The organism is Tenuifilum thalassicum, from assembly GCF_013265555.1.
GTDB classification, from domain to species: Bacteria; Bacteroidota; Bacteroidia; order Bacteroidales; family Tenuifilaceae; genus Tenuifilum; species Tenuifilum thalassicum.
Genome location: NZ_CP041345.1, coordinates 1,415,455 through 1,433,329, shown reverse-complemented (window position 1 = coordinate 1,433,329; position 17,875 = coordinate 1,415,455). Strand labels below are relative to the sequence as shown.

Below are 17,875 nucleotides of genomic sequence, written 5' to 3'. Positions count from 1 at the left end.
GAAATGGACTTAAAAGATATAATAAAAGAGGAAAATTTGGTTTATTCAAAAACCAAACTCCTTACCGATAACATAATGCACTATTGCCCAGGTTGTACACATGGCGTGGTACATAAGGTTGTTGCTGAGGTAATTGATGAGATGAATATCCAAGAAAAATCAATTGGTGTTGCACCCGTCGGATGTGCAGTTTTAGCCTACAACTATATTGATATCGATTGGCATGAGGCAGCCCACGGCCGTGCCCCAGCAGTGGCAACCGCTATTAGCCGTTTATACCCCAATAAATATGTTTTCACCTATCAGGGCGATGGCGATTTAGCATCTATTGGTACTGCAGAGATTATGCATGCCTGCAACCGTGGTGAAAATATCGTTGTAATTTTCATCAATAATGGGATATATGGTATGACTGGTGGTCAGATGGCACCAACCTCACTACTCGATATGCCAACATCAACCACACCATACGGCCGTAAAGTTGAGCTTAACGGGTATCCTCTAAAAATAACCGAACTTATAGCTCAACTTCCTGGTACTTGCTATGTTACACGTCAAGCAGGGCACACTCCTGCTGCTGTTCGTAAACTTAAAAAAGCTATCAGAAAAGCTTTTGAAAATGTTGGACAGAAGAAGGGTACTTCGTTTATCGAAGTGGTTTCAACCTGTAACTCTGGTTGGAAACTCTCTCCTGTAAAAGCTAATGAGTGGATGGTTGAACACATGTTCCCTTATTATCCCCTTGGCGATTTAAAAGACGAGTAGTAATTAACTAAAACTGACAAAAATGACCGAAGAAATAATCATAGCCGGTTTTGGAGGGCAAGGAGTTCTATCGATGGGTAAAATCCTTGCTTACTCAGGCATAATGCAAGACCAAGAGGTATCGTGGATGCCAAGTTACGGACCCGAGATGCGTGGTGGTACCGCAAATGTTACCGTAATTCTTAGCGATTCTCGCATTAGCTCTCCAATCATTCAGGAATTTGATACTGCCATTATTCTCAACCAACAATCAATGGATAAGTTTGAGAAAATGGTAAAACCAGGTGGTATGTTACTTTACGATCCCAATGGAATTACCCGCCACCCTGAACGTACCGATATTAGCATTTATCAGATAGAGGCAGCAGAAGAAGCTGCAAGAATGAAAAGTGCTAAAACCTTCAACATGATTGTTTTGGGCGCTTATCTCAAGATTAAGCCAATAGTTAAACTAGAAAATGTAATTAAAGGTCTTGAGAAATCGCTGCCTGAGCGACATCACCATTTAATTCCGATGAACAAGGAAGCCATAAGTAAAGGAATGGAACTTGTGAAAAAAATAAGGTAACAATCAAAAAAAAAGCAGCCTGAAAATTCAGGCTGCTTTTTTTTATTGGTACTCTTCCAATGCTTTCTTAAGAATCTGCTCTACAACATCAGAAGTTATGCTTTTGTTCTCTCCTAATTTCCACCCTCTTTTAGCAAAACGATCAATAATAGGTTTAATATCCTCAAAACTAATTCTATGTTCTGGCAATCGAGTTTTGATTCCTAGTTCACGGAAGAATTGTTCGGTTCTATCTATTGCTTTAAGAGCTGCAATTTCTTCGTCGGGAAACTCCCATACCCTTATAGCATATTGTCTTAACTTTTCTTTTTTCTCTTCAAACACAATCTTTAATAAAGCAGGATAAACAATTGCAAGGGTAACTGCATGATCTAACCCAAAAAGAGCAGTGAGCTCATGCCCAATCATGTGAGTAGCCCAATCGGTAGGAACACCCGTAGCGATTAGGCCATTTAAAGCCATCGTACAGCTCCACATGAAATTTGCCCTTAACTCATAATCATTCGAATTCTTAAGAGTTTTGGGACCAACCTCTATTAAGGTTTTAAGTATTCCTTCGGCGAATCTATCTTGTATATGAGCATTTACAGGATAGGTTAAATATTGCTCAAGAACATGCGCAAAAGCATCTACAATACCATTTACAACCTGACGCTGTGGCAGCGAATAGGTTACCGTTGGGTCTAATACTGAAAATTTAGGAAACACGGCAGGGCTACCAAACGCAAATTTTTCTTTAGTTTCGAACCTGCTAATTACAGCACCAGCGTTCATTTCGGAGCCAGTAGCAGGCAATGTTAAAACTGTTCCTAATGGAATAGCCTTTTCTACCTTAATTCCCTTGGAGACAATATTCCAGGGCTCATCGTTAAATGGTATTGCAGCAGCAATAAATTTTGAGCCATCAATAACAGATCCACCACCAACTGCTAAAATAAAATCCACATTCGTTTGACGTGCTAACTCCACTGCCTTAATTAAAGTCTCATAACGTGGATTGGGCTCAATACCTCCAAATTCTATTATGGTTTTGCCTTTCAGTGCAGACATAACCTTCTCATATACACCATTTCGTTTAATGCTGCCTCCCCCATAAGTTAGCAAAATGGTTTTGTAGGGGGCTAACTCTTTCGAAATATTTTCTATTTGCCCTTCCCCGAAAAGGATTTTCACGGGATTGTAAAATTCAAAATTATTCATAGTAACTGTTGTTTTATTAAACAAACAACCCATCGCCGAAAATGTTACGATGGGTCACACTAAAAAAAGTAGAATAAACTAAATAACTTGTAAGGCTCGCCTTACATCAATAAGAATATTATCTTCGTCGTCAGTATGTGCTTTTTTAACTTGAAGCGAAAGGTTATCATCGTCGGCACCAACCAGCTCAACAAAATCGAGCTCAGGTAAAGCAGCATTTAGATAATCAAATAATTCTTCATCGGACAAAAACTCAAACCCGCCAATTGCATTATATCTTAAAACTGTTATAAGAGACTCTTCCTCTGCATTAACAATACTTTTTGCCAAACGTTCTGATAAAAAGTTCTTTACTTTACTCTTAGAAACCAAAATATTTTTCATGCTAGTAGTATTGTAGGGTTTGAAAATAATCGATGTACATACAAAATTATATTTTTTTACGAAACTAAACTAATCTGGTTACCTTTGTATATTCAATTTTCAGATTATCATGGAAACATCAATACAAATTAATCCTCAAATTGAACCTTCGTGGAAAAAGGTTTTAAATGAAGAATTTAGCAAGAAATATTTTTTTGACTTGAAATTGTTTTTACTAGAAGAGAAGAAAAAGCATACGATTTACCCTCCAGGGTCACAAATTTTTGCGGCGTTTAACCATACACCATTCCACAACGTTAAAGTTGTAATTCTAGGACAAGACCCATACCATGGACCTGGGCAAGCCCATGGTTTGTGCTTTTCGGTCCCAAAGGGAATTCCTGCCCCACCCTCACTTAAAAATATATTTAAGGAACTAAACGATGATATTGGAATGCCGATACCCAAACATGGGAATCTAGAAAAATGGGCAAAGCGAGGAATATTACTTTTAAACGCAACCCTAACCGTAAGGGCAAATCAGGCAGGATCGCACCAAAACAAGGGATGGGAGACCTTTACTGATGCCGCTATTAAAGCCGTATCGGAAAAACATTCGGGAATAGTTTTTCTTCTATGGGGTAATTATGCGCAAGCTAAATCAAAAATAATTGACCAAAACAAACATTTTATCCTTAAAGCTCCTCACCCTTCACCCCTTTCGGCAAGCCGAGGTTTTTTTGGATGTAAGCACTTTTCAAAAACAAATAGACTCCTTACATCAATTGGTAAAGAGCCTATTGATTGGACTCTCGAATAAAATTCTATTTCCTTACCATGCGCTCAATTTCCTTTAAGTAAAAATCTCGTATCTCCTTAACTCTTTCTAAATTAGCTTTCAAGTCATAAATTCGGACCACATCTTGTGGACCCTCTAGTTTCCAAAAATAGCCAAGCGCTGCGTCAAAAAAATTATTTGTTATGTTATTTTTAACCTTACTTGTTATCTGCTTAAAATCGTTCCAACTTAATTCTACGGGTAATTCAAAGTAATACTTATTGTCGCCTGCTAAATCAAGGTAAATTCCATCGTCGAAACGTTCTAACAAAAAAGTTTTTTCTATGGATATTAAAGCCATTCCATTTATGGTTTTGCTTCTCCTAAAATCAACTCCGTATTCAATAAAACGTTCCTGAATTTTAGGTATCTCATCGAAACACCTTAAATTTTTAATCCTAATGCAATGGTATTTTTTATCGTCAATAGTTATAGTACCATAAGTAGCCATGCAAGGATGTTGGCGTTCTTTTGATATTTTCAACATAGTACGGGCAAGAAACATATGGTCATATTCTCGAATAAGTACTAAAAAAACAGAACGAGGGATAACGTCGGTAGGTATATTCTTACCATAATATCCAGGGTAGGGTTCGTAATTCTCCAGAACCATGGTGTTTGGGTATATCTTTTCTGATAAGGACTTTACCTTTTCCTCCTTAATCATAACACCCCTGGATTCAATTATTTTAGCGATTGCTCCCATTTTAATTTTTTCATACAATTTACAAAATATCACTCCTAATGTCAAGAATATTAAAAATATAAAGGCTGCCTTTGGAGCAGCCTATTAATAATTAAAAGCTTTCATATTCCGAGTCATCTGTTTGAGGTTTCAAATTAACTTCAATTCCATTATTAGCTTTCTTTTTATTTTCCTCTTTTTTTAAATTGCTCTTAGGGATTTCGTCAATTTTCTTCTTTTCAGAAACATTTACATGTTTTGTTTCATTTGCAAGTTTGTTGCCTGAATACAATCGCTTTTCTCCAAAATCAAAAAATGAGATAATTTCAATTAGTTGCTGGGCTTGGCTATTTAGCTCCTCGGCACTTGATGCCATTTCTTCGCTCACTGCAGCGTTTTGTTGAGTAACCTGATTAAGTTCCTGAATTGCAGAGTTTACTTGATCGGCGCCAGCATTCTGTTCCATGCTGGCAGCAGCTATCTCTTGCACAAGTCTTGCGGTTTTTTCAATATCGGGAACAATATCAGCTAAAAGCTTTCCTGCTTCATCGGCTATTTTAACGCCTTCGTGAGTGATTATATCAATTTCTTCAGCTGCTAAACGGCTTCGTTCTGCAAGCTTTCTTACCTCAGCCGCAACTACCGCAAATCCTTTACCTTGTTCTCCTGCACGAGCTGCTTCAACAGCGGCATTAAGGGCTAAAATATTGGTTTGAAAGGCAATATCGCCAATAATCGAAACTTTCTCAGCAATCTTTTTCATGCTATTTAGTGCAAAACTTGTTGAATCATATCCCTTCCGAATACCTTCAACACTTTTGTTAGCAATACTTTCAGCCTGTTTTGCGTTATCAGTATTGTTCTGGATATTTGCCACCATTTGCTCCATCGATGCTGAGATTTCCTCTGCAGAACTTGCCTGTTGTGCGGCACCCTGCGATACTTGCTGACTTGTAGTGCTAAGCTGTTCGCTTGTTGAGGCAATGTTATTAGCAGAGAGATTAATTGTTGTTATCACTTCTTTCAACTTTTCACTCATATCGGCTAATGCGCGAGAGAGCTTACCAAACTCATCCTTCCTTTCCAGGTTCACTTTATTCTCGCTCAGAAGCTTACCCTTCGATAGGTTGAGCGCAAGCTCAACGCCATTATTTACAGGTTTTGAGATGCTTAGGGTTACTCTGTATGCAATATAAACGCAAACAAGCATTATCACTAACGTAGTAAGTAAAACCGATATCATACCACGCCTGGATGCTTGATATAGAAGCTGTGAAGACAACTTTACACCATGTTGCAAATAGGACTGCGACTGATTAATTGAATTTAGTGCTGTACGCTTGGCTTCATAAATTTCCTTTCTGGCCTCTTTATGCGTTATAAAACTCTCTTTATACGATTTTAATGCATTAACTATCTCATTTAAACGGAGTTTAGCTGCCAAATTGATATTATCGTCAATTTCTCTACTCCATATTTCAAATAGCTTTTCATCGTTAGTAAGCAAGAAATTTTTCTCTAATATTCGTATGTTTAAAAATTGCAAAACTCCTTGCGAAACCTCTCCTCCCATAATTTTTGCAGCTATTGTTAAGGCTTTATCAGACTCCTCCTCAAGTTTCTTGGAGGTTTCCTTTAGCATTTTGTTACTTTTTTCTAGTAGCTTTATGCTTCCATCTATAACCTTAATATTGTCCTCAATACGCTCAATTATTCCAATATTTTTCTTGGTTACAGTAGGTTTTAACTTCTTTAACTCAGTATCGAAGCGGTTTAAACTTGTTTTAGCTGAGTCAAGGTATATTTCTTCTTGGGTTCTAATAAAATCTTGAATGTTAATATTAACTTCTGCATTGGATGCTAGAAGGTTATTAAGCATAACCTGTTTTGAGTTCTCAAGCCTTACATCCCTATTTGATAGGAATACAGCTAGTAAAATCAACACAATTAAAAAAATGATTAGCGAGAAGCCTAACGCTAACCTTTTTCCAATGGGTAAGTTATCTAAACTCATAGTATTATATTTAAATTAATACATCTGTTTAATGTGCTCTTTTAAAGTTAAAAAATAAATTCGAGAAATGATTTAAACATTACTCAATTAAATAGTCTTTTTTATAATTTTAATTTTTTCTAAATAGTATCGATAAGAATTTACTCCACAATACTACTTAATTATATTGCACACTTAATGGTAGATTTGGAAGGATAATATGATTGGTCAGGTTGTAATGACTTATGTATAAGTTAATGCAATCTATTCAATATAAAATAAAACCTATATAAAACACATTGTGCACATTCAAAGGGAATGTTCTACTTATATACGTAAGGAAAAAAAACGTTAACACACAAAAGCGATAAATTCTATTATTACTAATATTTAATCGTTTTTTTTAACATAATCGGAAAAAATCTTCTCGAATTTATCAAGTTTAGGCGTGATAACCATTCTGCAGTATGGTTGATTTCGATTATCCTCGTAGTAATTTTGATGATAGTTCTCTGCCTTGTAGAAGTTTTTGAAAGGTTCAATAGAGGTAACAATAGGGCTGCTCCATATACTAGCACCATCAAGCTGATTTTTTATTTCTGTAGCAATTCTCTTTTGTTCCTCTGTATGATAGAAAATAACAGAACGGTACTGAGTTCCAATATCGGCGCCCTGCCTATTTAGCGTTGTGGGATCATGAGTTTTGAAGTAGATTTCAAGTATCTTTGAGAAAGGGATAATATCTGGATTAAAAGTAACCTGAACAACCTCAGCATGTCCAGTATTTCCAGTACACACCTCTTGGTAAGAAGGATTCTCAACCTCTCCACCAGAATAGCCCGATTCAACCTTAATAACCCCGTTAACTCGACTAAATATTGCTTCGACACACCAGAAACAACCTGCTCCTAATGTAACCACTTCAGTTTTTTGTTCCATAACTTTCATTTCGTTTTTTGCATTACATCCAGTTGTAACCAGAATAATGGTTAGGAATAATCCCAAAATAATAGCAATTGATTTCATTGGTTTATTTTACATTATAACACAAGCAAGCAAATGTTGTTCAAAAAAAGGGGCATCATCAAATGTGATGACACCCCCATTCACATTAGTTGCAGCTATATCTTAATTAAAACGATAAGAGAATTTAACTAGGAAGACATTATGCGGATGCGAATCCCACAGGTTATCTACATCGTCGTTAAGTGAACGACTGTAAATCGATTCGTAGGCCTCCTTACCATGTGTCCAAACTAAATATAAGGATGAGCCCGGACGAAACTCCCAACGAACAATAAGGTTAGATTGAAGATTGAGATAGTTAAAATTTGGATTGCTAAAGGTGTAGTCTAAAGCACCATCGGTATTCTCATCAATAGAGTACTCTTCAGCATCATTGTTATACGAGAGTTGAGAATTGGTATACTCCATAAATCTATCGGAATAGTTATCGGCTTTTGGATTTGTAATGTACTTAAAATCAGTATACTTTCCACTTGTAAAGTAAGGGCGACCGTAATACTGAACGGAAAGTTCAGGATTAATACTATATTCTAATCGTAAAGAAAGTGCCCAAGTATCTCTGTTTAAAAATCCTCTAATGTATTTAGTTTCATCAGCCAAGTCGACATTAGTAACATAAGCCAAGTTACTTTCGGAATGTGAAAAGGAAGGGTTTAGGGATAGTTGAATACTTTTTGAGGGCTTATAACGTAACCACAGGTAAAAATTTTGCCTAAATGAGTTATCAAAAAAACCAAAAAAGTTACTGCCACCACCTCCTAAAATTAATCTCTTTCGACCATCAGACTGGATATTGTACCAGGTATTCCATCCACCCGGTAACAATAATGCAGGTCCACCTCTTAGCTCAGATACGCTCAACCCTTCACCATTCCAGTTTACACCTGTACTCACCGACCAATAGTTTGGCAATTGCATATGAAGGTTCACATTAGCCCCCTTTTGTATGAAGTCACCCCCAAAATTCCACCCAGTCCACTGGTTGAAATTTACATTGAATGAACGATATATACTAGTTGGTTCCCAGTAACGGAGGCCAACCCAAATTACCTGAAAAATATCATCAACATTAGGTGTATAACCAATATCATTTATTTCGAATTGTGGCGAACGCCAGGCTACCGCAGCCATGTATCGGATATGCCCTTGACCAATCTTACCGAATTGAAACATACCGCCACTACCATTAAGAGCAGTTCGAGAGGAATCCAAACTAACATGCTTAATATCTGGTCGTTGAAAATAACGCGCAGAGCTTGTTTGGGTTATAAGAATCGCATCTTTAGTACCATCAACATGGCTTCCAAAGAGCTTAAGCTCTACAGCATACTTTTTATCTGCCCACATATGTTGGACCCCTACTCCTCCTGTAATGGCATTTTTATGATAAACATCCTTTGTAATATCATTTAACGACCTATTTGTAGATGTCAACATACCTGTAATAATAGTATTACCATCGTTTAACTCTTGCTTAGCCGCTAAAACAGTGTAATTTGTTAGAGGCTCAACTAACTGATGATATCTTCTACCTAAAGAATCAACCTGAGCATAAGCATTCCCGGTAACACTCTCTAACACACCGAGCGAAAATCCATTTGGGGTTCTTCCAGTTACTTTAGCTGCACCAAGTATGGTTGTGTTCGAAGGCACATGAGCATACTCATTATCTGCCAGTTCAACATCTCGTTGAGGCGCTCTACCTATTCTTCGACTGTAAAATAGATTATTCGAAGCCAAATCGCCATCGCCAAACATCAGTGGGAAGCTAAACAAGTTGCTACCTTCGATAAAAAAAGGTCGTTTTTCCTCAAAGTAGGTTTCGAATGCTGTCAGATTCACCTCAGCTGGGTCAGCCTCAACCTGCCCAAAATCGGGATTTACAGTAAGGTCTAAGGTGAAGTTGTTGGTTAATCCAATTTTGGCATCAGCTCCAACATTCAACCCATTTCGCCTTCCAGTCATGAATGGATTACCCTCTTCGGGTTTAAAGCTTTCCGTTTTAGCAACAACATAAGGAGCTATCTCAACCTGCCGTTTAGGCGTTAAGCCTTTTAAGCCATAAAGATTTCCAAAAAGGTGAACAAAACCAGCCGCATCCTTAGGTATATGCTGCCAAAAGTCTGTTTCCTGATTCCGATAGATGTGCCGACCAACCTGAAGTCCCCACACCTGCTCGTCAACTGCCGAAAAACGAAGCTGGTTTAACGGGATTTTCATCTCGGCTGTCCACCCGAAGGATGTTCTTTTGGCTTTTCCCCACCAAATAGGATCCCAATTCTCATCCTCATTGCCACCATCCTCTGTTACAACCATATCCATTTTTGAACCAGAGGCAGTAAGTAAAAAAACAAATGCAGTTCGTTTATCAAAATATGAATCAAAGCCAATAGCAACATAATCGCCTTCGGTATCGTCTCTACGAGTAACCCTAGCTACAATCTTATCGGGTTCATCATCGTACATCCTAAAAGCAGCATATAAATAATCGTCGTCGTATGCTATTTTGAACTCTGTTTTTTGAGAGGGATTTGAACCATTATGGGGTTCATGTTGAGTAAAATCACTACTCCAAACACCTTTGGTCCAAATCTCATCGCTTAACTCACCATCTACAATTGTGGCATGTGGATTAGCTCTAACTGCGAAGCAACTTTTTTTTTCTACACCTTGAGCAAACAATGCATCTGATGAGGTTTCAAACAAAAAAACGAAAAATGAGGCTAGCAAGAAGTACCTATAAGTCATATCCTTCAAAATTTTATTTATCCTAATGACTTTATTTAGATGCTTCTTGCTGCAAAACGATTACGCAATAAATGTTAACTAGTACTAAATTCCATCACTACAAGAAAGCTTCTCGACCTGGAAATCCGTATTTTGATTTTGCTATTTCGACGGGGAAAGTAAAATAATGAATGTTTCCTGTTGTGCAGGTTTCACCTTTACCATCAATAATCTCAACATATACCGTAACAATTCTTTTTTCTTTTTTAAGGATTTTACCCCGAACAATCACTTCACCCTTATCAATGAGTAACGGTTTTTTATAAAAAATCTCCATGCTATGTGTTACACCTGCAGTACCCACCAATATGTATATACTCCAGCTTGCAACCTCGTCCATTAGCGTTGATTGAATGCCACCATGAAGCACACCCTGATATCCTTGATAGTTTCTATCTGGGTTCCATCGTGTTTCAACGCTATTCTCATCTTCGTTAAACCAAAAATCAAGCTTCAGCCCTATCGGATTTTTTGAAGAGCAGCAAAAACAACCATGTTCAGGTAACTGCTCATAGGGATTTTTTACTTTAATCATATTGCAAAATCTTTTTTTGGCAATTTTAAGACTATTTTAAAAACTAAACCATAAAACATATGTTTATTTTAAATCGATTTTAATACTTTTGAAAAAACTCTACAATATGGATACAAAACACGGAAGCGCTACCCGATTAAAATTAATGGAAACAGCACGAGAACTGTTTATTGCTAAAGGAGTTGACCGAGTAGGTGTACGAGAAATAGCTACAAAAGCCGGTGTTAATCTTTCATTAATGAATTATTACTTCCGCAGTAAAGAAAACCTTCTTGAAGAGATTTTTGAGCAATCAATAAAGGACAACGGACAAGTGCTACGTGGTATTTTAAATGAAGACCTACCTTTGGAAGAAAAAATTTACAAGTACGTTAACACCTACATTGATATTCTAACAGAAGATCCTTTACTGGTGCCCTTTGTTCTATCAATCATACACAGAAATGCAGAGCAAGCACCACGTTTAAAAGCAGTTCATACGCTTTATAATACCGAAACTTTCTCAAACCAGCTAAAACACGAAGCAGAAGTTGGGAAAATTCGTAAAATTGATCCCGAACAATTTTTTATAAGCATGATTTCGCTTATACTTTTTCCTTTTGCCATTAAATGGCTAATTGGCTACCGGATGACTTTTACTCCAGGACAGATGGCTAAATTCTTAGAAGATAGACGCGAACATGTTTACGATATGCTAATTAACTCTCTAAGACCCTAGAAAAACTCATTTGCTATAGAAAAAATAGCATGAATTATTTATTGAGAAAAACCATATACTGGTAAAATAATATGTTTCTTACACTAGGTTAGCAAGAAACATTTAACCATGCTAAATAAACTTAATCTCTTTTACAATCTCTTTTCCACCATAAAACTGGTTAATATGAGAGATAAGTTCGGTACGTCGCATATGAAGTTCCTGCCTGAGTGCAGATGAATTCAACTTTATTGTCAGTACACCATTCTTATAGCGTAATTGTGTTGTAAAGCGGGCAATATCGCGACCAGCAATTTTGTCCCAATCGTTAATTATGGACGCTTGGTTTATCTGATCGTGCCACTTCATTGAATCGATAAATTCACGAATGGCCTCACCTAACGACTTTGTATTATTTCCACTCATCTATTTTGATTCTACAAGTTCAAAATTTCCATTTTCAACATTAAAAAAACGATAACCCGATGAAACTTTACCAAGCACCTCTTCCAATCTATGTTTGTTAGTATCGGTTATAAAGATTTGACCAAATCCATCGTTCGCAACTAAATCGATAAGCTGATGCACCCTATTGGCATCGAGCTTATCAAAAATATCATCGAGTAGCAAAATCGGTTTAATTCCCGATACTTTGGCAATAAAATCAAACTGGGCAAGTTTTAAAGCAATCAAAAAGGTTTTTTGCTGGCCCTGAGAACCAACAGTTCGTATGGGATAATCGTCAATCAGAAGAACAATATCATCACGATGAATGCCAACCGAGGTATATTGTAACACCCTATCGCGCTCAATATTATTTTTAAAGAGCTCATCTGGACTGGAATCGTTTAGGTGTGATTTATACCTTATAGAAACCCTTTCCTGCCCACCTGATACTTTATTATAATAATCCTGAAGGATACCAATTAGCTGCTCAACAAAAGCTTTTCGTTTAGAATGGATAACAGCAGCATATTCCGAGAGCTGAATATCAATTGCCTCAATTAAATCGTAGCTAAAATTCGCTTTGGAATATGTTTTCAACAGGCTATTGCGCTGAGACAGTAACCGGTTGTAACGAATTACCTCATCAAGATAAACCTTGTCAATCTGGGAGATTACTCCATTCACATATTTTCGACGTTGTTCTCCACTACCTTCAACCAGCTCGCCATCAATTGGCGAAACCATTACAACAGGAAGAAATCCAATATGATCGGCTAAACGCTCATATTCTTTGCCATTTCTCTTGAAAACCTTCCCCTCGCCCTTTTTCAAACCACAATATATGTTTTCTTCAGTATTATTGCGATTATATTTTCCCTGCAAAACAAAAAAGTCCTCACCATGTTTTAGCACCTGTGAGTCAGTTGAAGATATATAGCTTTTGCACATGGACAGGTAGTAAATGGCATCGAGTAAATTAGTTTTTCCTTGCCCATTATTACCAACAAAACAATTAATTTTGGTATCAAACTGTACTTCAACCTGAGTTAGTGATTTAAAATTGATTACCGATAAGTTATCTAAATACATTTTTGTATGAGTTATTCAAGGCAAAGGTAATTATTCCGAAAATGTTTGCCTAAAATTTTCAGATATTACAAAAACAATTACTTTTGCGTTTGCTTTGTTAAAAATAAATTTTTGTAAGATATGGCAAATAATAAGAAACAACAGACTACTGATACCGTTGAGTCGATTGACAATGCATTATCGCGTACCGAGCAGTTCATTGAACAAAACCAAAAAAGCCTAACCGTAATTGTGGCTGCCATTTTAGCTATTGTGGCTATCTATTTCGGGTATAAAAATTTCTACCTTCAACCCAAAGAGGATGAGGCAAGCGCACAAATATTCCAAGCACAATACTATTTTGAGCAGGACTCGTTTCGTCTTGCATTATATGGTAACGAAAACGATTTTGGATTTGAGTACATTGCCGATAATTATGGCATGACAAAAGCTGGTAACCTTGCCAACTACTATGCCGGTATCTGCCTCCGTGAGCTAGGTGAGTATGAAAAAGCTATTGAATACCTTGAAAAATTTGATGCTGATGATCAAATGGTAACCCCTGTAGCTTACGGAGCTATTGGCGATTGCTATGTTGAGCTTAATGACCTTGAAAAAGCTGTAAACTTCTACGTTAAAGCAGCTGAATACGAAGAAAATGATTTTACAACTCCTATTTTTTACAAGAAGGCAGGAATGGTTTATGAAGAGCTAAAGCAGTTTGACGAAGCTCTAGAACTCTACAAATCAATTAAGACCAACTACAGTAAGAGTGCTGAGGCAAGGGATATTGATAGGGATATTGCGCGTGTTGAAACTCTTTTAAGTAAAGAATAAAAAAAATATTTATATGATAAAAGGGGTGCAATTTAGCACCCCTTTTTTTATAAATCCTTTTATTTTTGGTAATTTTGAAAAAAATAACTGAACATGGCAACATACTTAAAGAATCTGTCTAGTTACGATCCCAAACATGTACCAAGTGCAAAAAACATGAAATTTGGGATTGTTGTTTCCGATTGGAACGATTCCGTAACTCACAAACTCCTGGAAGGGGCATACAATACTCTCATAGAACATGGTGCGAATGAAGAGAACATTCTTGTTAAGCATGTTCCTGGCGCATTTGAGCTAACACTAGGAGGTCAGTTTATGGGCGAATATGCCGATTTAGATGCAGTAATATGTTTAGGTTGTGTTATTCAGGGCGAAACACGACATTTCGACTACATATGCCAAAGTGTAACTAGTGGCATTACTGAACTTAACATGAACTATAACATTCCATTTATTTTTGGTGTTTTAACAACTGACAATTTAGAACAAGCAATAGACCGTGCTGGCGGAAAACATGGAAATAAAGGGGTTGAAGCTGCAATTACAGCTATCAAAATGGCTGCTCTGCAAAAAGAGATGGAGGAGCTAGAAGAATAGCTCTAAAAAAGTATTTATTTCATTAAACCATCATTAAGTTAACTACTTTTTGATGGTTATTTTTTTATCTAACAAAACATTCAATTAGTCTAAATCTCAAGTAAAATATAATATTCATTTGCTATATTTGTGTAAAACTGAGTATTTAATGATTTAAGAGTTTACAATGAAGCGATTTTTTTCTTTTTTATTACTACTGATTAGCTATCAAATAGTTTACAGCCAAAATATCAATCCCTTAATTTGTAAAAACGATTCAATCCAACAAGCCTACTGGGTCGATTCCGTGTTTAATAGCTTAACTCTAAAAGAGCGAATTGCTCAACTCTTCATGGTTGCAGCCTATTCAAACAAAGATGATTTGCATACTGAAGAAATAGCAACGCTAATTGAAAAGTATAAGATTGGAGGTTTAATTTTCTTTCAAGGAGGACCAGTAAGACAGGCTCAGCTAACCAACTACTACCAATCGCTTTCAAAGGTTCCTCTGCTAATAGGCATCGATGCTGAATGGGGTTTGGGAATGCGCCTCGATAGCACTATTTCTTATCCCCGTCAAATAGCACTTGGCGCTTCACGCGACACAATGCTCACCTATCAAATGGCAGCAGACATTGCTCGTCAGCTTAAACGAATTGGTGTACATATTAACTTTGCACCTGTTATTGATATTAACAACAATCCAGATAATCCAGTTATTGGGACACGTTCGTTTGGTGAAAACCGTGATTTGGTTTTTAAACATGGTTTAGCCTATGTTAAAGGTCTGCAAGATAATGGGATATTAGCTTGCATTAAACATTTTCCAGGACATGGCGATACTAACGCCGATTCTCATTACACACTTCCAGTTATAAAACACACCGCCAACCGAATAGACTCTATAGAGCTTTATCCTTTTAAAAATATCTTTTCAAAGGGCGTTGCGAGTGTCATGGTAGCGCACCTTCAAATCCCTTCGCTTGAACCCGACACCCTGCTACCTTCAACTCTTTCACATAGGATTGTCGGTCAAAAACTTATTAGCGAACTCGGATTTAACGGCCTTGTTATTACCGATGCCCTTAACATGAAGGGAGTTGCAGCTCATTTTGATGCCGTTGATGCCAATATACGTGCACTTTATGCTGGTAACGACATTTTACTTTTTCCTGGTGAAATAGAAAGAACAATTAATGAAATTCATAACCATATAGCTACTGGCAGAATTCCTGAAGAAATTATCAACATTAAATGCAAAAAAGTCCTAATGGCTAAATATAAAGCAGGTTTAAATGCTTACAAGCCCATTAAAATAGAAAACCTCTATTCTGATCTAAACGCCCCAAACTCACTAGTACTTCGTAGAAGAATTATTAAAAAATCCATCACCGTAGCTCATAATAATGATAATTTTTTACCGATTAAGCGACTCGATACATTAAAAATTGCTTACATAGAAATTGGAACAAATAAAGGGGATGATTTTCGTGAACAATTAGAGCTTTACACTTCTATAAAAACCTTTTCTATTGATCCATATTCACCTCAAAATGAGTTTGATGAGCTACTTTCCCTTATAGAGCCATACAATACTGTAATAATTGGTTACCATAGCATTAGCAATAGAGTTTCAAAAAATTTCGGAATTACGACACAAGCAGCAAATTTTATCTTTGATCTTTCGTTCCGAAAAAAAACAGTTCTCTCCCTTTTTGGAACGCCCTACGCACTTAGTAAAATTCCTATGCCTTCGTCATTAACTGGAATTATTATTTCATACGAAAACTCATTTGATGCACAAAATCTTACAGCGCAAGCAATCTTTGGTGGTTTACCTGTTTCAGGCAAGTTGGCTGTAAGTGCCAATGGCACGTTTTCCTATGATACCGGTATAGAGTTACCCAATAAGATCAGACTGGGCTATGGGATTCCAGAAGAGTTAGGAATCAGTAAAAAAGTGTTAGAAAAAGTAGATTCAATTGCCAATGATGCCATTGCAACAGGCGCAACTCCTGGCATGCAAATTCTTGCAGCAAAAGATGGAGTAGTATTCTATAATAAAGCATTTGGAAGGCCAACATACGTTTCGGAATATGGTAACGATATACGCATGCTTTACGATGTGGCATCGGTTACCAAGGTTTCTGCAACCCTACCGTCAATTATGATGCTCTACGATTCAGGAAAAATAGATTTCAACTCAGAGCTAGGCGATTTTATTAAACTAAAAGAATTTCCCGATAAAGAATCATTAAAAATTGGCGATATACTCAGACATCAATCTGGTTTAGCAGCATGGATACCATTCTATATCAACACGCTCACTTCCCTAGCCCCCTCTAAACCTCTATGGACCGAAGAGTTCGATTTTGATCACCCATACAAATTCAATGGTAAGAAATATGCCAGCCGATTTGCCTATCCTGATCCAAAATTCTATAGCACCGACTCCAGTTCTTCCTTCCCAAATAATGTTGCCTACAGGATATATTCAAGCATTAGCATAAGTGATTCAATCAATAAATGGATAAACCAATCGCCAATTATTGAACCTGGCAAATACAGATATAGCGATCTTGGTTTTCTTTACCTTCAGAGGGTAATTGAAAATAGCACAAGTAAGAAACTTGACGAGTACATAACCCCGCTATACAAAAGGCTTGGGATGAACTATACAACTTTTAATCCATATAAACACTTTGATACAGACAGGATAGCTCCTACTGAATTTGACCCAGTTTTCCGGAAACAACTTATCTGGGGGCACGTTCACGACCCTGCTGCAGCCATGCTTGGTGGTATTGCTGGCCACGCAGGACTTTTTTCAACAGCTAACGATTTAGCAAAGCTCATGCAACTTTACCTCAACGATGGTGTATATGGTGGTGAACGTTTCTTTAAACCAGGCACAGTTCAAACCTTTGCAAACCCAAGCATAAACGATGAAAATAGACGTGCCTATGGCTTTGACAAACCTGTTTATAATGGTCCATCACCATCAGGTCAGCTTGCTTCGCCTTTAAGTTTTGGGCATACCGGCTTTACAGGTACGATTGTTTGGGCCGATCCAGCAAACAATTTTATTTATGTTTTTCTTTCAAATAGGGTACATCCAACTGCAGAGAACAACAAGCTTTCCCACCAGGACTATAGAACAAAAATACATGATTTATTCTACCAGGCAATCAACAATGAGGGTAAAGGAAATTAGATTACTCTATTTGTAGATTTCACGCCCACAATTTGTGGAATTTTTTCCACAACTATCCTCCTCCAAAAAACAAGAACTTTGTAAAATTAGGCCATATACATCTATTTTACAAGACATTACACTTTTCAGAAGAATTAAAAACGCTACTCAAAAAGGTATGGCACGATTTTGTTACTAGTAAAGATGTCCCAAACATATACAATAATATTGCTGTTGCCACCAGCAGCCAGGTTGTCCGGATCAACGCATTTACTGTCGGCCATGCATCGAATCCAC

16 protein-coding genes are annotated in these 17,875 nt (G+C 37.0%); 7 read left to right on the top strand and 9 right to left on the bottom strand.

Annotated elements, in window-relative coordinates; translation table 11 throughout:
* The first annotated feature begins 3 nt into the window (after window positions 1-3).
* Both FHG85_RS05960 and FHG85_RS05955 read left to right on the top strand, forming a co-directional pair.
* Window positions 4-765 (top strand): thiamine pyrophosphate-dependent enzyme, encoded by a 762-nt coding sequence (locus FHG85_RS05960; RefSeq protein WP_173073954.1) that lies wholly within the window; start codon window positions 4-6, stop codon window positions 763-765.
* A 22-nt stretch (window positions 766-787) separates the two neighbouring features.
* Window positions 788-1,333 (top strand): 2-oxoacid:acceptor oxidoreductase family protein, encoded by a 546-nt coding sequence (locus FHG85_RS05955; protein WP_173073953.1) that lies wholly within the window; start codon window positions 788-790, stop codon window positions 1,331-1,333.
* Between the two features lie 42 nt (window positions 1,334-1,375).
* Here FHG85_RS05955 and FHG85_RS05950 read toward each other — a convergent pair whose 3' ends face one another.
* Both FHG85_RS05950 and FHG85_RS05945 read right to left on the bottom strand, forming a co-directional pair.
* Complete coding sequence (locus tag FHG85_RS05950) at window positions 1,376-2,533, bottom strand: iron-containing alcohol dehydrogenase (protein WP_173073951.1); 1,158 nt, start codon at window positions 2,531-2,533, stop codon at window positions 1,376-1,378.
* Window positions 2,534-2,611: 78 nt separating this feature from the next.
* Entirely contained in the window at window positions 2,612-2,917 is a 306-nt protein-coding gene (locus tag FHG85_RS05945; protein WP_173073950.1) for a hypothetical protein, read from the bottom strand.
* Window positions 2,918-3,044: 127 nt separating this feature from the next.
* Here FHG85_RS05945 and ung point away from each other — a divergent pair, with 127 nt between their 5' ends.
* A complete protein-coding gene (gene ung, locus FHG85_RS05940) occupies window positions 3,045-3,716 on the top strand; it encodes a uracil-DNA glycosylase (protein ID WP_220429263.1) in 672 nt (223 codons plus the stop codon).
* Window positions 3,717-3,720: 4 nt separating this feature from the next.
* Here the strand turns inward: ung and FHG85_RS05935 are convergent, their stop codons facing one another.
* From FHG85_RS05935 to FHG85_RS05915, 5 genes are all read right to left on the bottom strand, one after another.
* Complete coding sequence (locus tag FHG85_RS05935) at window positions 3,721-4,401, bottom strand: hypothetical protein (RefSeq protein ID WP_173073948.1); 681 nt, start codon at window positions 4,399-4,401, stop codon at window positions 3,721-3,723.
* Window positions 4,402-4,531: 130 nt separating this feature from the next.
* Complete coding sequence (locus tag FHG85_RS05930; protein ID WP_173073947.1) at window positions 4,532-6,433, bottom strand: methyl-accepting chemotaxis protein; 1,902 nt, start codon at window positions 6,431-6,433, stop codon at window positions 4,532-4,534.
* 369 nt (window positions 6,434-6,802) lie between these two features.
* Window positions 6,803-7,438 carry a peptide-methionine (S)-S-oxide reductase MsrA gene (gene msrA, locus FHG85_RS05925; protein ID WP_173073946.1) on the bottom strand — a complete coding sequence of 212 codons (636 nt, stop codon included), beginning with the start codon at window positions 7,436-7,438 and terminating at the stop codon, window positions 6,803-6,805.
* A gap of 102 nt (window positions 7,439-7,540) precedes the next feature.
* A complete protein-coding gene (locus tag FHG85_RS05920; protein WP_173073944.1) occupies window positions 7,541-10,186 on the bottom strand; it encodes a DUF5916 domain-containing protein in 2,646 nt (881 codons plus the stop codon).
* 97 nt (window positions 10,187-10,283) lie between these two features.
* Window positions 10,284-10,760, bottom strand: coding sequence for a PaaI family thioesterase (locus tag FHG85_RS05915; RefSeq protein ID WP_173073942.1), 477 nt, complete (start codon window positions 10,758-10,760; stop codon window positions 10,284-10,286).
* Between the two features lie 106 nt (window positions 10,761-10,866).
* Here FHG85_RS05915 and FHG85_RS05910 point away from each other — a divergent pair, with 106 nt between their 5' ends.
* Complete coding sequence (locus FHG85_RS05910) at window positions 10,867-11,478, top strand: TetR/AcrR family transcriptional regulator (RefSeq protein WP_173073940.1); 612 nt, start codon at window positions 10,867-10,869, stop codon at window positions 11,476-11,478.
* A gap of 111 nt (window positions 11,479-11,589) precedes the next feature.
* On the opposite strand, the gene FHG85_RS05905 is transcribed toward FHG85_RS05910, so the two are convergent.
* Window positions 11,590-11,883 (bottom strand): DUF721 domain-containing protein, encoded by a 294-nt coding sequence (locus tag FHG85_RS05905; protein ID WP_173073938.1) that lies wholly within the window; start codon window positions 11,881-11,883, stop codon window positions 11,590-11,592.
* Entirely contained in the window at window positions 11,884-12,993 is a 1,110-nt protein-coding gene (recF, locus tag FHG85_RS05900) for a DNA replication/repair protein RecF (RefSeq protein WP_173073936.1), read from the bottom strand.
* Between the two features lie 120 nt (window positions 12,994-13,113).
* Between recF and FHG85_RS05895 the strand changes: the two genes are divergently transcribed.
* The 3 genes from FHG85_RS05895 (at window position 13,114) to FHG85_RS05885 (ending at window position 17,599) form a co-directional block, all read left to right on the top strand.
* Window positions 13,114-13,809 (top strand): tetratricopeptide repeat protein, encoded by a 696-nt coding sequence (locus FHG85_RS05895; RefSeq protein WP_173073934.1) that lies wholly within the window; start codon window positions 13,114-13,116, stop codon window positions 13,807-13,809.
* A gap of 93 nt (window positions 13,810-13,902) precedes the next feature.
* Complete coding sequence (ribH, locus tag FHG85_RS05890) at window positions 13,903-14,406, top strand: 6,7-dimethyl-8-ribityllumazine synthase (RefSeq protein WP_173073932.1); 504 nt, start codon at window positions 13,903-13,905, stop codon at window positions 14,404-14,406.
* A gap of 166 nt (window positions 14,407-14,572) precedes the next feature.
* Window positions 14,573-17,599, top strand: coding sequence for a glycoside hydrolase family 3 N-terminal domain-containing protein (locus FHG85_RS05885; protein WP_173073930.1), 3,027 nt, complete (start codon window positions 14,573-14,575; stop codon window positions 17,597-17,599).
* Window positions 17,600-17,875 lie beyond the last annotated feature (276 nt).